The sequence below is a fragment of the Cellulomonas sp. HZM genome (genome assembly GCF_000708885.1).
In the GTDB taxonomy this organism is placed as follows: domain Bacteria; phylum Actinomycetota; class Actinomycetes; order Actinomycetales; family Cellulomonadaceae; genus Cellulomonas.
Genome location: NZ_JEOE01000027.1, coordinates 1 through 18,001, shown reverse-complemented (window position 1 = coordinate 18,001; position 18,001 = coordinate 1). Strand labels below are relative to the sequence as shown.

Sequence of the window (18,001 nt, the reverse complement as noted above, 5' to 3'; positions counted from 1 at the left end):
CCCCTGTCTCCACACCCGTGGCCCCAGGTTTGGAGGAAACCTACGAGCGAACCGGACGGAACCGTGGCGCGGCTGCACGCACGTAGGAGCCGTCGGACAACTAGCCTCGGTCGGGTGACGCAGACGACCCCCTCGACCGCCCGCACCACGGCCGCCAAGCTCGCCGACCTCGCCGAGCGCTCCCGCTCCGCCGACGCCGCCGAGTCCGGCGCGCAGGACAAGCAGCACGCACGCGGCAAGAAGACCGCCCGCGAGCGCATCGAGGCGCTGCTCGACGAGGGCTCGTTCACCGAGATCGACGCCCTGGTGCGGCACCGCTCGCAGAACTTCGGGCTCGAGAAGAAGCGCATCCCGGGCGACGGCGTCGTCGTCGGGCACGGGACCGTCGACGGCCGGCCGGTCGCGGTGTACTCGCAGGACTTCACGGTGTTCGGCGGCTCGCTCGGCGAGGTGCACGGCCAGAAGATCACCAAGGTCATGGACCTCGCGCTGCGCACGGGCGTGCCGCTCGTCGGCATCAGCGACGGTGGCGGCGCGCGCATCCAGGAGGGGGTCGCGGGGCTGACGCAGTTCGCAGAGATCTTCCGCCGCAACGTCGCCGCGAGCGGCGTGATCCCGCAGATCAGCCTCATCCTCGGCCCGTCCGCGGGCGGTGCTGTCTACTCCCCCGCACTCACCGACTTCATCGTCATGGCCGACGGCACGTCGAACATGTTCATCACGGGGCCGGACGTCATCCGCGCGGTGACCGGCGAGGACGTGGGCTTCGAGGAGCTCGGCGGCGCCGCCACGCACAACACGCGCTCGGGCGTCGCGCACTACATGGCACACGACGAGGACGACGCGATCGACTACGTGCGCTCGCTGCTCGCCTACCTCCCGCAGAACAACCTCACCGACCCGCCGACGTTCCCGCACGAGGCGTCGCTCGAGGTGTCCGACGACGACGCCGCGCTCGACACCCTCGTCCCCGACTCCGACTCGCAGCCGTACGACATGCGCACCGTCGTGGAGACGGTGCTCGACGACGGCGTGCTGCTCGAGGTCCAGCCGCTGTACGCGGGCAACGTGCTCATCGGGTTCGGGCACGTCGAGGGGCACCCCGTCGGCATCGTCGCGAACCAGCCGCAGCAGATGGCCGGCACGCTCGACATCAACGCCGCCGAGAAGGCCGCGCGGTTCGTGCGGACGTGCGACGCGTTCAACATCCCGGTGCTGACGTTCGTCGACGTCCCCGGCTTCCTGCCCGGCACGGACCAGGAGTGGAACGGCATCATCCGCCGCGGCGCGAAGCTCATCTACGCGTACGCCGAGGCGACCGTCCCGCTCGTCACGGTCATCACGCGCAAGGCGTACGGCGGCGCGTACATCGTCATGGGCTCCAAGCAGCTGGGCGCCGACGTCAACCTCGCCTGGCCCACCGCGCAGATCGCCGTGATGGGCGCGGGCGGCGCGGTGAACATCCTGCAGCGCGGGGCGCTGAAGAAGGTGGCCGACGAGGGCGGGGACGTCGAGGCGGAGCGTCGTCGGCTGACGTCCGACTACGAGGAGGCGATCGTCAACCCGTGGGACGCCGCCGACCGCGGGTACGTCGACGCCGTCATCGAGCCGTCCGCCACGCGCGCCGAGATCACCAAGGCCCTGCGGCTGCTGCGCACCAAGCGTGCGGCGCTGCCGCCGAAGAAGCACGGCAACATCCCGCTGTGACATCGCTCCCGTCCACGAATCGCGAGGACCTCACATGAGCCACGACCACGACCACGAGCACGACGACGAGCACGAGGGTGCTTCGCACGGTCCGGCACCGCTGACCGGCGTCGACGCGGCCGACCTGCACGGCGCCGTCGACGCGCTCACCGCGGCGCTGCACTCGTACGTGGACACCGCCGTGGGCGTGCGGGCCGAGTTCGGCTCGTCGGAGGCCGACGAGGACCCGCGCATCCTGTCGCTCGAGGCGGAGATCGGCTCGCTCAACGCGGGCCTGTACGACCTGCTGCACGAGCGGCTCGGCATGCACGCCGACCTCACCGGCATGAGCTGGGGCGACGAGGACGAGGGCGACGAGGACTCCGTCGACGTCGAGCCCGACGTCGAGACGTTCCACGTCGGGTTCGTCGTGTCCCGCACCGCCGCCGCGGGCGACCGCACGCTCGACTCGGTGCTCGACGTGGTCGAGGCCGGCGGCGGCGACATCGCGCAGGCCGTGGTCGACTCCGGCTTCGACGTGCACGAGTGGGGCGTCTCGCGCGGCGCACCCGTGCTGTTCGAGGCCGACGAGGACGAGGAGGACGACGAATGAGCGACCCCCACGTCCGCGTCGTGCGCGGCACGCCCGACGAGCACGAGCTCGCAGCGCTCGTCGCGGGGATCATGGCCGCGATGTCGAGCGACGACCACGCGCCCGAGCACTCGGGCGCGCGGTCGGTGTGGACCGACCGCCGCGGCGGCGTGCGGCCCGCCGGGTGGCGGACCGGTCCCGACACGTGGCGCTGGAGCCTGCGGGGCTGATCCTCAGCCGCCGTCCACCTCGCCGAGGCTGCGCACGTCGGTGCGAACGCCCGCCTCGCCCCACAGGCGGTACGGGATGACGGCGACGACGTCCAGGGGCTCCGCCGGGAGCTTGGCGTCGCCGGTGCAGGGGCGCAGCGAGCGCCACCCGCTCACGGAGTCGCCGATCATCGTCGGGTCGACGCTCGTGCCCTCGCGCGAGTGCGCGACCACGAGCCCCTCGTCGTCGACCGCGTAGAGCTGGACGTCGCCCATGAGGCCTCCGTCCGCCTCCCTGTCGCCCGCGTCGGTGCCGTCGGGCCACCGGAGCGTCCAGGTCGGGATCTCCGCGTCGACGCCGAGGACGTCCGGCTCGTCCGTGAGGTTCGAGGTGAGCTCGAGCGGGGTTCCGCTGCCCAGCGCGGCGGGGTCCGTGCCCTCCGGCAGGCCGAGGTCGCACGCGTCGAGCTGGAGGCCGTCGCGCAGCGAGACCTGCTGGCCGCCCGTGACGAGCCGCTCGGTGCCCGCGTCGGTCGTGACGTCCTCGACGGCGGCGAGCACGTAGTCGCCGTCGGGGAGGGTCGCTCCCGACGAGCAGGAGACCGTGCCGAGGTCGCCGAGCGCCCACGGCGTGCGGTCGAACTGGTTCACGGTGGGCCACTCCTGTGCGCGGCGGAGCTCGGCACGGGCGACGACCACGTCGTCGCGCAGCAGAACGGCGGTGGCGGTGCCCAGCTGCGCGGTGACGTCGTCCTGCGTGTGCGACACGGTGGTCATGCCGACGGAGATGTCGCCGTGACCCTCGTCGTCCCTGCCGCCGGCCTCGCCCGCGAAGACCGCTGCCTCCAGGCCGTTCGCCTCGCCCGTCAGGGTCGTCGGCTCGATCACCGAGCCGCATGCGCCGGGTGTCGCCGTGGGGTCGGGGGCGGGCAGCGGGTTCGTGGTGGTCGTCGTCGGGGACGGGGACGCGGGAGGGAGCGGGTCCGTGCGCAGGCGCGTCCCGGTGGCCACCGCGGTCGTCGCGAGCGCACCGACCACGACGGCGGTCACGCCGACCGTCACCGCGGCACGGGTGCGTCGGCGTCGGCGGACCCCGCGGACCATCGTCGGCAGGTCGAGCTCGGTGCGGCCGGCGCCGTCGGCGGCGTGGGCCAGCAGGTCGTGCAGGTCGTTGCTCATGATTCCCTCCCCGTCACCGGGACACGCTCGTCGTCGTCGGGCCCGAGCGCTCCCAGCCGCTGCTGGAGCGCCTTCATGCCGTCGCTCAGGTACCGCTTGACCGCGCCCTCGGACAGGCCCAGCTGCTGGGCGACGTCCGGGACGGTGAGGTCCTCGTAGAACCGCAGGACGACGCATGCCCGCACCCGCGGGGCCAGCGTCGCGAGGGCGCTCATCACCTGGTCGCGGTCACCGACCGAGCGCTCCGGGCCTGCGTGCTCGTCGGACCGTACGAGCAGGTGCTGGACGTCGCGCCAGCGGCGCGTGCGGCGGTAGCCGTCGACGCACGTGGTGAGGATCGCGCGGCGCACGTACGACTCGGCGGCGCGCGGCTCGCGGACCCTCGCGCGGCGCGCGAACGTCGCGATGACCGCGTCCTGCACGAGGTCCTCGGCCGCCGCGCGGTCGCCCGTGAGCAGGAACGCGTAGCGCACCAGCGCCGGCCCCCGCTCGCGCACGAGCGTGTCGAGCACGCCCTCCCAGTCCTGCACGTGTCTCCCCCCGGCTCGTCGACCGCCCGAGACGCCCCCTGCGCGTCGCGGACAGTGTGTCGGGCTCATGACGTCCGGGCCCCGCGAAACGTTGGGGTCCTGGACGCTCTCACCCTTCCGGAGGCATGTCGGGGGGCGCGGGTAGGGTCGCGGCATGACGACTGCGCGAGAGACCTCGCCGATCGATGCGATCGCCGAGGACCACCTGAGGACCATCGCCGAGCTCGACCCGCTGCTGGCGACGGAGATGGGTGTGGCGGGCCACGACCACGAGATGACGGACCTGTCCCCCGCGGGCCACGAGCTGCGCGACCAGGCCGCCCGCGCCACGCTGTCGCGGCTCGACGAGCCCGAGCCGTGGGACGAGACCGACGAGATCACGCTCGCCGCGATGCGCGAGCGGCTGGGGCTCGAGGTCGAGCTGTTCGAGGCCGGCGAGCACCTGCGCGACCTGAACAACATCGCGTCCCCGCTGCAGGGGCTGCGCGACGTGTTCGACATCATGGCGACCGGGTCCGTGCAGGACTGGGAGACCGTCGCGTCGCGCCTGTCGCTGCTGCCCGGCGCCGTCGACGGGTACATCGAGTCGCTGCGCCTCGGGGCGTCGCAGGGCAAGGTCCCGGCCGTGCGCCAGGTGGAGCTCGGCATCGAGCAGGCCGACGAGCTCGCGGGGGCCGACTCGTTCTTCAGCTCGTTCGTCGCGGGCGCGGAGCTCGACGACTCGTCGGCCTGCTCGCTGGTGCGCGCCGAGCTGGAGCGCGGGGCGACCGGGGCGCGCGAGGCGTACGGGAAGCTGTCCGCGTTCCTGCGCGACGAGCTCGCGCCGCAGGCGCCCGCCGTCGACGCAGCCGGGCGCGAGCGGTACGCGCTGTGGTCGCGGTACTTCCTCGGTGCGACCGTCGACCTCGAGGAGACCTATGCGTGGGGGCTCGAGGAGCTCGCGCGCGTCGTCGCCGAGCAGGAGTCCGTCGCCGCGCAGATCGCCGGGCCGGGGGCGAGCGTCGAGGACGCCGTCGCGGCGCTCGACGCCGACCCGTCGCGCGTGCTGCACGGCAAGGAGGCGCTGCGCGCGTGGATGCAGGAGACGTCGGACGCCGCGATCGAGGCGCTCGCCGGCACCCACTTCGACATCCCCGACCCCGTGCGCACGCTCGAGTGCCGCATCGCGCCGACCCAGAACGGCGGGATCTACTACACCGGCCCCTCGGACGACTTCAGCCGACCGGGCCGCATGTGGTGGTCCGTGCCGCCGGAGGTCACCACGTTCAACACGTGGCGCGAGAAGACGACCGTCTACCACGAGGGCGTGCCCGGGCATCACCTGCAGATCGGGCAGGCGGTGTTCGAGCGCGAGACGCTCAACACCTGGCGGCGGCTCGCGTGCTGGACCTCCGGCTACGGCGAGGGCTGGGCGCTGTACGCCGAGCGGCTCATGGCCGACCTCGGCTTCCTCGACGACCCGGGCGACCGGCTCGGCATGCTCGACGGCCAGCGCATGCGCGCCGCGCGCGTCGTGTTCGACCTCGGCGTGCACCTCGGGCTGCCCGCTCCCGAGCGCTGGGGCGGCGGCACGTGGGACGCCGACAAGGGCTGGGAGATGCTGCGCGCCAACGTCAACATGCCCGAGGCGTTCATCCGGTTCGAGTGGAACCGGTATCTCGGGTGGCCCGGGCAGGCGCCGTCGTACAAGATCGGCCAGCGGCTGTGGGAGCAGACGCGCGACCGGGCCGCCGGGGCCGGGGTGTCGCTGCGGGACTTCCACCAGCGCGCGCTCGGGCTCGGGTCGCTGCCGCTGGACGTGCTGACGAAGTTCGCGGCCTGACGGTCTCGCGCACGACGGCGCCCGGCGCCCCTCGTTCTCGGGGGCGTCGGGCGTCGTCGTTCGTTCCGTCAGGCGATGAGGCTCTGGCCGTACTTGAGGACGATCATCGCGAAGAACACGACGAGCAGCGCGGCCGTGATGTACCAGTCGTAGCCGGCCGCGACGAACCGACGGCCCCACGGTCCCGCCCGGCCCGGCAGGACGACGTTGCCCTCGCGGATGTTGATGCGCGTGAGCCCGACCCACACGAACGTCGTCGTCACCGTGATGAGCAGGCACCACGGGCACAGCGCGCCGATCTTGAAGTACGCCATGCCGAACAGCCAGTACGCGAACAGGAACCCGATCGTGTAGACCACCTGCGCGCTCACCATGAACCAGCGGGGGAAGCGCACGCCGCCGATGATCGCCACGGCGACCGTGATGACGACCGACTCGGCTGCGATGCCGAGGAACGCGTTGGGGAAGCCGAGGACCGAGGCCGCCCAGTTCTTGGCGACCGTCGTGCAGCTGATCACCGAGTTCCAGTCGCAGGACGCACTGAAGTTCTTGTCCCCGGCGATCTTCACGGCCTCGATCGACAGCACGAACGAGGCGTAGAGGCCGATGACGCCCGAGACGACCATCTCGATCGCGGTGCGGCGGCGCCACTCCTGGGTCGGGGGCTCGAGGAGGTCGGGGTCGATCGCGGCGCCGTCGTCCAGGTCGTCGAACGATCGCTCGTGCACGTCCAGCCCGTCAGGGTCGGGCCCGCCGGCCGAGCCGTCGACGGCTTCGCGCGCGCCGCGCTGGTCGGGCTTCGCGACGTCCTGCCGCGGCCGTGCGTGGTTCACAACGCCTCCTCGTGCCGGCCCGACCGTGTGTCGCACCGCATGCTCGCGTGGTCGTGCTCGGGTCGCTGCGGGCCGCGAGACCCCCACCAGCGGACATTGTGCACGGGTTGTCCATGTGCGAGGGAGCGACCGAGGTCCCGGGTGCCCTGACGCGGCTCGGTCTGCGGGCTGCGCGGCCGGCCCGTGCGCACGGGTCACGCTGGCGGAGCCGTGTCCTGTCGAACCGTCCACAGGCTCAGGGCTGTGGATATCCGGCCGAGCGTTTGCGCTGATCAGATGCCGTTTTTGGGTTGACCTACGATGTCCGTTTCGGGTAGATTGATACGCATGTTCGATGATCCGATCCCGGGGGCGGCGATCGCCGACGACCAGCTGGTGCTGGTCGACGGCGACGCTCCTCGGGGTGCTGATCTGGTTCGGGCCGCGCTGGCCGCTGCGCAGGTCGCGCGCGGCCGATCGAGCGACTCGAGCGATCCCGCTCGCGGTCCGGCCACTCCCCCTTCCGCTCCCGTTCCCGGTCTCACCGCCCTCGCTTCGGCCGCCGAGGTCGTCGGTGGGGACGAGCTGGCGATCCTGGAGTCGTGGGCTCGTGCGGTGCACGCGACCGCGGAGGGTGCTCCTGCGTGGTCGGGGTCGCGGCGGGCGACGGTGCTGGCGGGTCTGGATCGGGTGATGAGCCTGGTGCGGGTGGCTCATGGTCGGGTGCTGCGTGCCGAGCAGGTCGCTGGGACGTCGGTGGGGCCGGGTGATCGTTCGTTCGTGGATGCTCGGGCCCGGGTGTCGGGTGCGGGTGCTGCGGAGGCGCGTCGTCAGGTGCGTGCCGGGGAGGTGTTGGATGCGATGCCGGTGCTGGCGGGTGCGGTGGCGGACTCGCGGGTGGGGTTGGCGCAGCTGGACGTGATCGCTCAGGTCACCGCTGAGGGGCCGCAGGGGTTGCGGGAGGCGTTGGCGGACCCGGCCGCGCAGGCGAGGTTCACTGAGGCGGTCACGGGTATGACACCGGTGCAGACCCGCAAGACGATCCTGGAGTACGCGGCTGTCTTCGACCCGGGCCGGGTGCAGGACGAGCACGACCAGGCCCGGCGGGACCGGTTCTTCAACCTGTCCGGTCACGGCGCCGGGGTCAAGGTCACCGGGTTCCTGGACGCCACCACCGGGCACGCGCTACGCCTCGCCCTGGAGGCGGCCTCACCGCGGGTCGAGGGGGATGAACGCACCGGGCAGCAACGCCGCGCCGACGCCCTGGGGACGATCGCTACGCACGCGCTCGGGTGCGGCACGGGTGAGAGCGGTGCGAGTGGCGGCGGCACGGGCGTGGGTGCCGGTACCGGCGCCGGCGGCTCGACGCGCACGGGCGCGACCGGTGGCGGGTTGTCCGGGGTGCGCAACCGTCCGCACATCTCGTTGATCGTGCCGGCCGAGACGATGGTCGAGCTGCACCGTGCGGGCCTGGCCGGCGAGACCGGTCGCATCCACCACGCCCGCCGCGCCGACGGCCGCGACCGCCCGCAGGACGACACGCGTCCCGCGCCACGCGGCAGCGGCGGCGGTGGCGTGAGCGGCGTGCCCGGCGTTGCGGGCGAGACCGACTCGTTGTTCTCCGACCTGCCCGGTCCGCGCACCGCCGACGGTGAACTGATCACCACCCGCTCCGCGGCCGGGCACCTGGCCGCCGGGCTCGCCGGGGTGCCCGCACCGACCCTGGAGGACGGGACACCGGTGGCGCTCTCGGAACTGGCCAAGGCGTTGTGCGACTGCGACATCACGAGGATCGCCATCACCGCGGACAACGTGCCCGTCGACCTGGGACGGACCGCCCGGGTGTACACCGGGGCGCACCGGCGGGCCGTGACCGTGCGGGACCAAGGATGCGCCTGGAACGGGTGCGAGACACCAGCCCGGTTCACCGAGATCCACCACATCCGCTGGTGGGACCGCGACAACGGCGAAACCTCCCTCGAGAACGCCGTGATGCTCTGCGACTACCACCACCACCGCGTCCACGAACACAACCTGACCATCGAACGACACCAACCACCGCCCCCACGGAAGCCCGGGCGGCGACGACCACGCATCGAGAACAGCGACACACCACCCGACCGCCCGGCCGGGAACCCCGACACGCCCGACGCGGCGCACGACGGGCAGTCCGGCGCGACCGGAATCGCGCATGGTGGGCGACTCAACGCGGCCGGAGCAGCGCAGGGTGAGAACGTCGCCCCACCTGGCGCGGCGGCCGTCGACAGCCCGGGTCCACCCGAGAAGCTCCCGCCGCTCGCCCGACCCAGAGCGACCTACACGTTCCGACGCACCACCGACGGCACGATCGTCAACGAACCACGACGACCCGGCGCCGCCGCCTGAGCACGGCGGCCAGCGCGACCGCGTGAGCACGGCAGCCTGCGCGACCGCGTGAGCACGGCAGCCTGCGCGACCGCGTGAGCACGGCAGCCTGCGCGACCGCGTGAGCACGGCAGCGAGCGCGGCGATGTGAGCGCGGCGGCCGGTGCGACTCGGGTGAGCGCGGCGGCCGGTGCGACTCGGGTGAGCGCGGCGGCCGGTGCGACCCGGGTGAGCGCGGCGGCCGGAGTGACATCAGCGAGCGCACGGCCTGACATCAGGGCGGCGCGACTGCAGCACAGCCTGCGAGGAACGCGGCGCGGCGGCAGCACGGGATGGCACGGCACGGCGGGAGCACGGCGCAAGCGTGACGGTACGGGTCGACCGGAGGGCTCCGTGAGAGCCGCCGGCTCATCGCCTCGCGTGCGGCTCGCTCGCGCGGATGGCGACCGAGACCCACGTGCGCCACGGGTGCCAGGACTCCGCGAGCGCGGTGAGCTCGTCCGACGTCAAGGGCGCGTCGCGGCTCAGGAGGCGGGCGGTCGCGGCCAGGACGTGGGGCTCTGTCGCGGCGAGCTCGTCGGTGTGGCCGAGCGCCCGCACCGTGGTGAGCATCGCGTAGAAGGGTCCGATGCCCTCGAGCTGCTGGAGCTCGGCGGCGACCTCGACGGCCGGACGCGAGCGCAGCGTCGCGGTGTCGAGGCGACCGTCGAGCGCCGCCTGGGCCACCCCGTGCATGCGGTGGACCTTGACCTCGGGAAGGCCGTCGATCGACTCGAGCGCGAGGATCCGCTCCGGCAGCGGGACGGCGGCCATCTCACGACCGGCCACGTCGAAGACCGCCCCGTCCGTGCGGGCCATCCGGTCGCGGACCTGCGCCATCTGCCGCTCGGGTCTGCGGGCCGACAGCACAGCCCACAGCAGCGCCTCGTACGCCGAGTAGAACAGCACGGGGCGCAGCCCGGGCGCCTGTGCCTGGACGCGGCCGACGAGCGCGTCGTGAGCACCGAGCTCGTCATACCCCGTGCCGTCGACGTCGACCGAGATCACACGGGCGACGTGCGCGGCGACCGCATCGGGGTCGGCGTCGCCGAAGACCTCGCAGCGGAGCACGTCCGCTGTCGGTTGGGTGACCGCCGCCGCCGCGTGCGTCCGGTAGCCGTCGAGGCAGAACGCGAGCCGCAGCACGTCGCCCTGCTCCGCATCGCGCTGCCCGAAGCCGAAGCCGATCGAGCGGCGCAGGTCGAACTTCCCGCCGACCGCGATGTCCACGAAGGTCCCCATGCGGCCCACGTTAGGACCCGGCGCCGACATGACCGAGAGCACCGGTCGTCGGCACCGAACGACCGGGCCTGCGCGACCGAGCCCGTACGACCGGGAGCACCGGACAACCAAGCACCGCACGACCGCGCCCGCCGCCGCGACCGGGTGCACCGACGTGACTGGGCCCGCGCCCCTGCGCGAGAGTCGGCCCGTAGGCTCCGACGCGTGACCCGCCTGCTGCTCGCCTCTGCCTCACCGGCCCGTCGCGCGACGCTCGTCGCCGCCGGGATCGACCCGCTCGTCGCCGTCTCGTCTGTCGACGAGCCCGCCGTGCTCGCCGCCGCGCGCGACCGCTACGACGTGCTCGAACCGGCCGATGCGGTGCTGGTGCTCGCGCAGGCCAAGGCGCAGGACGTCGCCGAGAACCTCCCCGACGAGGTCGACGGGCTCGTGCTCGACGACCTCGACCTGGTGCTGGTCGGCTGCGACTCGATGCTCGAGCTGAACGGCGAAATCCTCGGCAAGCCCGCCGACGCCGACGACGCGATCGCCCGCTGGCGCGTGATGCGCGGTCGCACCGGCGTCCTGCACACCGGGCACTGGGTGATGGACCTGCGCGAGCCTGCGCACGTGACCGGGACGGCGGACCGGGAAGGCGGCGCAGGCTCCGGGGGCGCGACGAGCACGACCAGCACGACGAGCGGTGCGGGTACGACCAGCGCGGCGGGTGCGGTCGGCGTGGCGAGCGCTGGCGGCCCGGACCTCGACCACGGTGGCATCGGCCACGGTGGCATCGGCCTCGGTGCCCGTCGGGGCGCAGTGCTCGGCGCGACGAGCTCGACGCGCGTCACGTTCGCGGACCTGTCGGACGACGAGATCGCGGCGTACGTCGGCACGGGCGAGCCGCTGCACGTCGCCGGTGCGTTCACGGTCGACGGGCTCGGCGGGCCGTTCGTCGAGCGCATCGAGGGCGACCACCACGGCGTGGTGGGGATCTCTCTCCCGCTGCTGCGCGAGCTCCTCGCGGAGATCGACGTGCGTATGCACGACCTCTGGCGCTGACCCCCGCGGACCCGCGGCGAGTGGCGGGGAGCGCCCGACGGGTGACTGGTGACGGCTGGCGGGCGGCGGGTGAGGCCGGGAGCAGACGCCCGCCGCACCGGACAGCTCGGACCCGGGCAGCACGCACGGGGCGACTCAGACCCGGGCAGCACGCACCGGGAGACTCAGACCCGGGCAGCACGCACCGGGAGACTCAGACCCGGGCAGCACGCACCGGGAGACTCAGACCCGGGCAGCACGCACCGGGAGACTCGGACCCGGCAGCATGCACAGGGTGGCTCGGACCCGCTCGTCGGATGTCATGGTGCGATTCCTACAAACGCCCGACCGCGACCGTTGCACGGTTCCCCAATCTTCGCCCGATCTTGGCCTGAGCCGCCGCGGTGGCTGCAGGACGCACGGACGTGGGCGTTACGGTGAGCCGTGCCCCTCATCTCCAAGGTCCTCGTCGCGAACCGCGGCGAGATCGCCGTCCGCATCGCCCGGGCCTGCCGCGACGCGGGCATCGCCTCCGTCGCCGTCTACGCCGACCCCGATCGCGAGGCCCTGCACGTCCGCGTCGCCGACGAGGCGTTCGCGCTCGACGGCGCCCGCGCGGTCGACACGTACCTCGACATCGCGAAGCTGCTCGACGTCGCGAAGCGTTCGGGCGCCGACGCGGTGCACCCCGGCTACGGCTTCCTCTCGGAGCGCGCCGACTTCGCGCAGGCCGTCGCGGACGCCGGCCTGACGTGGATCGGTCCCCCGCCGGCCGCGATCGAGTCGCTGGGCGACAAGGTCAGCGCGCGCCACATCGCGCAGCGCGCAGGTGCACCGCTCGTCGCGGGAACGCCCGACCCGGTGGGCAGCGTCGAGGAGATCCACGCGTTCGTCGCGGAGCACGGTCTGCCGGTCGCGATCAAGGCGGCGTTCGGTGGTGGTGGGCGCGGGCTGAAGGTCGTCCGCACGTCCGACGAGATCGACGAGCTGTACGAGTCCGCGGTGCGCGAGGCCGTCGCCGCGTTCGGTCGCGGCGAGTGCTTCGTCGAGCGCTACCTCGACAAGCCCCGGCACGTGGAGACGCAGTGCCTCGCCGACGAGCACGGCACGGTGGTCGTCGTCAGCACGCGCGACTGCTCCCTGCAGCGGCGCCACCAGAAGCTCGTCGAGGAAGCGCCCGCGCCGTTCCTCACGGACGCCCAGCGCACGCAGCTCGTCGAGTCGAGCAAGGCGATCCTGCGCGAGGCCGGTTACGTCGGGGCGGGCACGTGCGAGTTCCTCGTCGGGCTCGACGGGACGGTCTCGTTCCTCGAGGTCAACACGCGCCTCCAGGTCGAGCACCCCGTCACCGAGGAGATCAGCGGCATCGACCTGGTGCGAGAGCAGCTGCGCATCGCGCAGGGCGAGCCGCTCGGGTACGACGAGGTCGCGACGCGCGGCCACAGCCTCGAGTTCCGCATCAACGGCGAGGACCCCGCCGCGAACTTCCTGCCGGCGCCGGGCCGCATCTCGACGCTGCGCTGGCCCGCGGGCCCGGGCGTCCGGGTCGACTCGGGCGTCGTCGAGGGCGACACCGTCTCGGGCGCGTTCGACTCCATGATCGCCAAGGTGATCGTCACGGGAGCGACCCGCCGCCAGGCGATCGAGCGAGCACGCCGCGCGCTGGCCGAGCTCGAGGTCGTCGGCATCCCCACGGTCGTGCCGTTCCACCGCGCGGTGCTCGACGCGGACGCGTTCGCGCCCGCCGACGACGCGCAGCCGTTCTCGGTGCACACCCGCTGGATCGAGACCGAGTTCGCCGACACGCTCGCGACGCTCGGCAAGGCGCCGGCCGCCACGACCGACGAGCCCGACGAGGCGCCCACGCTCGAGCGCGTCGTCGTCGAGGTCGGCGGCAAGCGCCTCGAGGTCGTGCTGCCCGCGGCACTCGCGCTCTCGCGCGGGGGCGGCGGCCGGCCCGGTGCGGCCGGTGCCCGTCGCCCCGCGGCGCGGCGCGGCGGACCCGCGCGCGCGGCGGCGAACGGCACCACGCTGGCCTCGCCCATGCAGGGCACCATCGTCAAGGTCGCGGTCGACGAGGGGGCGCAGGTGGCCGAGGGCGACCTGGTCGTCGTGCTCGAGGCCATGAAGATGGAGCAGCCGCTCGTCGCGCACCGCGCGGGCACCGTCACGGGCCTCAAGGCGGGCGTCGGCGCGAGCGTGAGCGCGGGCACCGCGATCTGCGAGATCGTCGACTGACGTGAGCCGCCCAGCAGTGAGCCACCCAGCGGACCGCACCGCCGCGTGACCGCTCCCCTGCGCCACGAGCCCAAGCCGGGCGACGGCTGGGTGGACTGCCGCTGCGGCCACCGCCACTGGGGTCTGCTCGGTGCGGCCGGGCTGCTGCTGGTGCGGCGCGACGAGCGGGGTCACCCGACCCACGTGGTGCTCCAGCACCGTGCGCCGTGGAGCCACCACGGCGGCACGTGGGGCGTGCCCGGGGGCGCCCGGATGCCCGGCGAGAGCGCCGCGCAGGCCGCGCTGCGGGAGGCGCACGAGGAGGCGGGGATCGACCCCGCGTCGGTCGTCGTGCGCTCGGAACGCGTGCTGACCCATCCCGACTGGTCGTACACCACGGTCGTCGCCGACGAGCGGACGAGCATCGAGCCGCAGGTCACGGACGACGAGTCCGTCGAGGTGGCGTGGGTCGCGGTCGTCGACGTCGCCACGCTCCCGCTGCTGCCCGCGTTCGGCGCCGGCTGGCCGGATCTCCTCGCTGACCTGCAGCGGCACTGACGAGAACAGTGCCCCGACGACCCCACCCGTGAGGCGGATCACAGACCAAGGTGCGGCCACCCGTTCCCGCCAGGCCGGTCCGGGAGTAATGTCCCCCGACGGTGAGGCAAGCCTTTCCTCATCTGGTCCGGGTCAGCCCGCGGACCATCCTCGTCGGAAGAACGTCCATGGTCGCCAACTTCCTCATCGGCCTGCGTGAGGGCCTCGAGGCCGCGCTCGTCGTGAGCATCCTCGTCGCCTACCTGGTCAAGACCGGGCGGCGTGACCTGCTCCCCGCGCTCTGGACAGGCGTCGCCGCGGCCGTCGGCGTCTCGCTCGCGTTCGGCGCGCTGCTGACGTTCGGCCCGCAGGGGTTGTCGTTCGAGGCGCAGGAGGCGATCGGCGGCTCGCTGTCGATCGTCGCGGTCGGACTGATCACCTGGATGATCTTCTGGATGGCCAAGACGGCCCGCCACCTCAAGGCCGACCTGCAGCACAAGCTCGACGACGCGATCGCCGCCGGCAAGGGCGCCGTCGTCGTGATGGCGCTGCTGGCCGTGGGCCGCGAGGGCCTCGAGACGGCGCTGTTCCTGTGGGCGGGCGCGAAGGCGACGAGCTCGAGCACCGCCCCCCTCGTCGGCGCCGCCCTCGGCATCGCCGCCGCCGTCGTCGTCGCATGGCTCATGTACCGCGGAGCGGTCCGGCTCAACCTGCGCGTGTTCTTCGCGTGGACCGGCCTGTTCCTCGTCTTCGTCGCGGCCGGCGTGCTGTCCTACGGCGTCCACGACCTGCAGGAGGCGGGCATCCTGCCCGGCCTGCACAGCCTCGCGTTCGACGTCTCCGCGACGGTCCCGCCCAGCAGCTGGTACGGCACCCTGCTCAAGGGCATCTTCAACTTCACGCCCGAGACCACCAGGCTCCAGCTCGTGGCCTGGGTCGCCTACGTCGTGCCGGTCCTGACGATCTTCATCCGCACCACCTGGGGCCGTACCTCTGCCCCTGCCGCACCCGCACCGACGCCGGCGACAGCGTCCGCCAACGTCTCGTCCTGAGTCCCGTCCTGAGGAGTCCGATGTCCCGCACCACCGTCGGCGTGCTCGCGCTCGCCGCCCTGGTCCTCCCGCTCGCCGCCGGCTGCGTCTCCAACGAGTCGCCCGCCACGTCGTCGTCGGGCACCGCCACCGCCCCCGGCAGGCTCACCGTGAGCTCGACCGCGGACGCGTGCAAGGTCTCCGCGACGCAGGCGCCCAGCGGCAACCTGACGTTCAGCGTGAAGAACGACGGCAGCGACGTCACCGAGTTCTACCTGCTGGCCGACGACGGCCTGCGCGTCATCTCCGAGGTCGAGAACGTCGGCCCCGGCATCACGCGCGACCTCGTGGTCCAGGTCAAGCCCGGCTCGTACTTCACCGCGTGCAAGCCCGGCATGGTCGGCGACGGCATCCGCGCCGCCTTCACGGTGACCGACTCGGGCGTCGAGGTGGGCCCGACGGGCGACACCGCGGACCAGCTCAAGGCCGCGCAGACGCAGTACGTCGCCTACGTGAAGGACCAGGTGGGCGCGCTCATCGCCGGCACCAAGGAGTTCGCCGAGGCGTACAAGGCCGGGGACGACGACAAGGCACGCGCGCTGTACGCGACGACGCGCGCACACTGGGAGCGCATCGAGCCCGTCGCCGAGTCGTTCGGCGACCTCGACCCGCTGACCGACGCGCGCGAGGCCGACCTCGAGGCGGGCCAGAAGTGGTCCGGCTGGCACTACATCGAGAAGGACCTGTGGCAGCCCGACGCCGCGGCCAACGGCGGCAAGAAGTACACGCCGCTGACCGACGCGCAGCGCACGGCCGCCGCCGACCAGCTGGTCGGCTACACGCAGCAGCTGGTCGACGAGGTCAACAAGCCCGACTTCACGGTCGAGGCGTTCCAGATCGCCAACGGCGCCAAGGGCCTGCTCGACGAGGTCGCGAGCAGCAAGGTCACCGGCGAGGAGGAGATCTGGTCGCACACCGACCTGTCGGACTTCCAGGCCAACGTCGACGGCGCGCGCGTCGCGTACGAGGGCCTGCAGGACGTGGTCCAGGCGAAGAACCCCGAGCTCGCGACCCAGCTGACGGACCGGTTCGCGGCCGTCGACGCGCTGCTCGCGAAGCAGGGCTCGATCGCCGACGGGTTCACCTCCTACGACAAGCTGAGCCAGGAGCAGGTCAAGGCGCTCGCCGCGGCCGTCGACGCCCTGTCCGAGCCGCTGTCGCAGCTGACCACCACCGTCACCGGTTCCTGAGCCGCTCGTGTCCGCCCCCACGGACCCCGAGCAGCCGGTACCGCACGACGCAGCACCGGACGTCCCGCCTCCCTCGACCGGGGGCGGGATGTCCCGTCGCGCCGTCCTCGGCCTGGGCGGCGGGCTCGCCGTCGCGGGTGCCGCGGCGGGGTTCGCGCTCGGCCGCGGCACGGCGCCGGCCGGCGCGGCCGCGTCGTCGTCGGCCCGCACCTACCCGTTCACGGGCGTGCACCAGGCCGGCATCGTCACGCCCGCGCAGGACCGGCTCTACCTCGCGGCGTTCGACGTCACGGCCGGCACACGCGCCGACCTCGTCGCGATGCTGCAGCGCTGGACGACGATCGCCGCACGGCTCACGCAGGGCCTGGCGGCCGGCCCGTACGGTCCCGCGTCGGGACCGTACGACGCACCGCCCGACGACACGGGCGAGGCCGCCGACCTCGGCGCCGCCGGCCTGACCATCACGTTCGGGTTCGGGCGCTCGCTGTTCGACGGCCGGTTCGGGCTCGCCTCCCGGCTCCCGGGCGGGCTCGTCGAGCTCCCGCACTTCCCCGCGGACAACCTCGACGCGGCGCGCAGCGACGGCGACCTCGTCGTGCAGGCCTGCGCCGACGACCCGCAGGTCGCGGTGCACGCGATCCGCAACCTGTCCCGCGCGGCGTTCGGCTCGGCGACGATCCGGTGGACCCAGCTCGGCTACGGGCGCACCGCGTCGACGTCGACCGCACAGCGCACACCTCGCAACCTGTTCGGGTTCAAGGACGGCACGGCCAACCTCAAGGCGGAGCAGCCCGCCGCGGTCGACGAGCACGTGTGGGTCCCCGCCTCCGCGGCGACCGCCGACGCCGCCGCGTCGCCCGCGACCGACTCGACGTGGCTCACGGGCGGGTCCTACCTCGTCGCGCGACGCATCCGGATGCGGATCGAGACGTGGGACCGCACGTCGCTGCGCGAGCAGGAGGGGCTCGTCGGGCGGACGAAGGGCGACGGTGCGCCACTCTCGGGCGGCACCGAGTTCACGGAGCCGGACTTCTCGGCCGTCGGGGGCGACGGGACGCCGCTCGTCGCGATGAACTCGCACGTGCGACTCGCGCACCCCGAGCAGAACGACGGCGTGCAGATGCTGCGCCGCGGGTACAACTTCACGGACGGCAACGATGCGCTCGGGCGGCTCGACGCCGGGCTGTTCTTCCTCGCGTACGTGACCGACCCGCGCACGCACTACATCCCGATGCAGAACCGGCTCTCCAAGAGCGACGGGCTCATGGAGTACCTCGAGCACACGGGCTCGGGCCTGTTCGCCGTGCCGCCGGGCGTGCCGGACGGAGCGCTGGTCACGGGCGCGGACGGCACGCCCATGACGACGAGCCGCTCCCCCTTCGTCGGCCAGGCCCTGTTCACCTGACCCGGCCCGCACACGCACCCCCGATCGCCACCTCGCCATCGGACACTCTCGCGCACTCTCCTCCCC

15 protein-coding genes are annotated in these 18,001 nt (G+C 73.1%); 11 read left to right on the top strand and 4 right to left on the bottom strand.

All coding sequences use genetic code 11. The features are described from left to right. The first annotated feature begins 114 nt into the window (after positions 1 to 114). The 3 genes from AW16_RS0112835 to AW16_RS0112825 are packed head-to-tail and all read left to right on the top strand — an operon-like array spanning position 115 to position 2,508. Entirely contained in the window at positions 115 to 1,707 is a 1,593-nt protein-coding gene (locus tag AW16_RS0112835; RefSeq protein WP_029290979.1) for an acyl-CoA carboxylase subunit beta, read from the top strand. Positions 1,708 to 1,741: 34 nt separating this feature from the next. After that, positions 1,742 to 2,299, top strand: a complete 558-nt coding sequence (locus tag AW16_RS0112830) for a hypothetical protein (RefSeq protein WP_029290978.1) — start codon at positions 1,742 to 1,744, stop codon at positions 2,297 to 2,299. Next, positions 2,296 to 2,508 carry an acyl-CoA carboxylase subunit epsilon gene (locus AW16_RS0112825; protein ID WP_029290976.1) on the top strand — a complete coding sequence of 71 codons (213 nt, stop codon included), beginning with the start codon at positions 2,296 to 2,298 and terminating at the stop codon, positions 2,506 to 2,508. Before AW16_RS0112830 ends, AW16_RS0112825 begins: the two co-directional genes overlap by 4 nt. Positions 2,509 to 2,511: 3 nt before the next feature. Here AW16_RS0112825 and AW16_RS0112820 read toward each other — a convergent pair whose 3' ends face one another. Continuing rightward, positions 2,512 to 3,666 (bottom strand): hypothetical protein, encoded by a 1,155-nt coding sequence (locus AW16_RS0112820; protein WP_029290975.1) that lies wholly within the window; start codon positions 3,664 to 3,666, stop codon positions 2,512 to 2,514. Continuing rightward, entirely contained in the window at positions 3,663 to 4,196 is a 534-nt protein-coding gene (locus AW16_RS0112815) for a SigE family RNA polymerase sigma factor (protein WP_034649142.1), read from the bottom strand. Before AW16_RS0112815 ends, AW16_RS0112820 begins: the two co-directional genes overlap by 4 nt. A gap of 154 nt (positions 4,197 to 4,350) precedes the next feature. On the opposite strand from AW16_RS0112815, the gene AW16_RS0112810 reads away from it, so the two are divergent. Further along, positions 4,351 to 6,018, top strand: a complete 1,668-nt coding sequence (locus AW16_RS0112810; protein ID WP_029290971.1) for a DUF885 domain-containing protein — start codon at positions 4,351 to 4,353, stop codon at positions 6,016 to 6,018. A gap of 68 nt (positions 6,019 to 6,086) precedes the next feature. On the opposite strand, the gene AW16_RS18475 is transcribed toward AW16_RS0112810, so the two are convergent. Next, complete coding sequence (locus AW16_RS18475; protein WP_231496046.1) at positions 6,087 to 6,851, bottom strand: vitamin K epoxide reductase family protein; 765 nt, start codon at positions 6,849 to 6,851, stop codon at positions 6,087 to 6,089. Between the two features lie 327 nt (positions 6,852 to 7,178). Here AW16_RS18475 and AW16_RS0112800 point away from each other — a divergent pair, with 327 nt between their 5' ends. Then, a complete protein-coding gene (locus AW16_RS0112800) occupies positions 7,179 to 9,215 on the top strand; it encodes an HNH endonuclease signature motif containing protein (protein WP_029290967.1) in 2,037 nt (678 codons plus the stop codon). Between the two features lie 387 nt (positions 9,216 to 9,602). On the opposite strand, the gene AW16_RS0112795 is transcribed toward AW16_RS0112800, so the two are convergent. Further along, complete coding sequence (locus tag AW16_RS0112795; RefSeq protein ID WP_029290965.1) at positions 9,603 to 10,475, bottom strand: DNA-3-methyladenine glycosylase; 873 nt, start codon at positions 10,473 to 10,475, stop codon at positions 9,603 to 9,605. Between the two features lie 204 nt (positions 10,476 to 10,679). Here AW16_RS0112795 and AW16_RS0112790 point away from each other — a divergent pair, with 204 nt between their 5' ends. The 6 genes from AW16_RS0112790 to efeB all read left to right on the top strand — a co-directional run bounded on the left by AW16_RS0112790 (position 10,680) and on the right by efeB (position 17,935). Then, positions 10,680 to 11,516, top strand: a complete 837-nt coding sequence (locus tag AW16_RS0112790; protein WP_029290963.1) for a nucleoside triphosphate pyrophosphatase — start codon at positions 10,680 to 10,682, stop codon at positions 11,514 to 11,516. Positions 11,517 to 11,939: 423 nt separating this feature from the next. Next, positions 11,940 to 13,733: a biotin carboxylase N-terminal domain-containing protein gene (locus tag AW16_RS0112785; RefSeq protein ID WP_197021622.1), complete on the top strand. Its 1,794-nt coding sequence runs from the start codon at positions 11,940 to 11,942 to the stop codon at positions 13,731 to 13,733. Positions 13,734 to 13,778: 45 nt separating this feature from the next. Further along, positions 13,779 to 14,270 (top strand): NUDIX domain-containing protein, encoded by a 492-nt coding sequence (locus tag AW16_RS0112780; RefSeq protein ID WP_029290959.1) that lies wholly within the window; start codon positions 13,779 to 13,781, stop codon positions 14,268 to 14,270. Positions 14,271 to 14,437: 167 nt separating this feature from the next. Continuing rightward, positions 14,438 to 15,301: an iron uptake transporter permease EfeU gene (gene efeU / locus AW16_RS0112775; protein ID WP_029290957.1), complete on the top strand. Its 864-nt coding sequence runs from the start codon at positions 14,438 to 14,440 to the stop codon at positions 15,299 to 15,301. Between the two features lie 20 nt (positions 15,302 to 15,321). Continuing rightward, a complete protein-coding gene (gene efeO / locus AW16_RS0112770; RefSeq protein WP_029290955.1) occupies positions 15,322 to 16,530 on the top strand; it encodes an iron uptake system protein EfeO in 1,209 nt (402 codons plus the stop codon). A gap of 88 nt (positions 16,531 to 16,618) precedes the next feature. Beyond that, a complete protein-coding gene (gene efeB, locus AW16_RS0112765; protein ID WP_051681930.1) occupies positions 16,619 to 17,935 on the top strand; it encodes an iron uptake transporter deferrochelatase/peroxidase subunit in 1,317 nt (438 codons plus the stop codon). Positions 17,936 to 18,001: the final 66 nt, after the last annotated feature.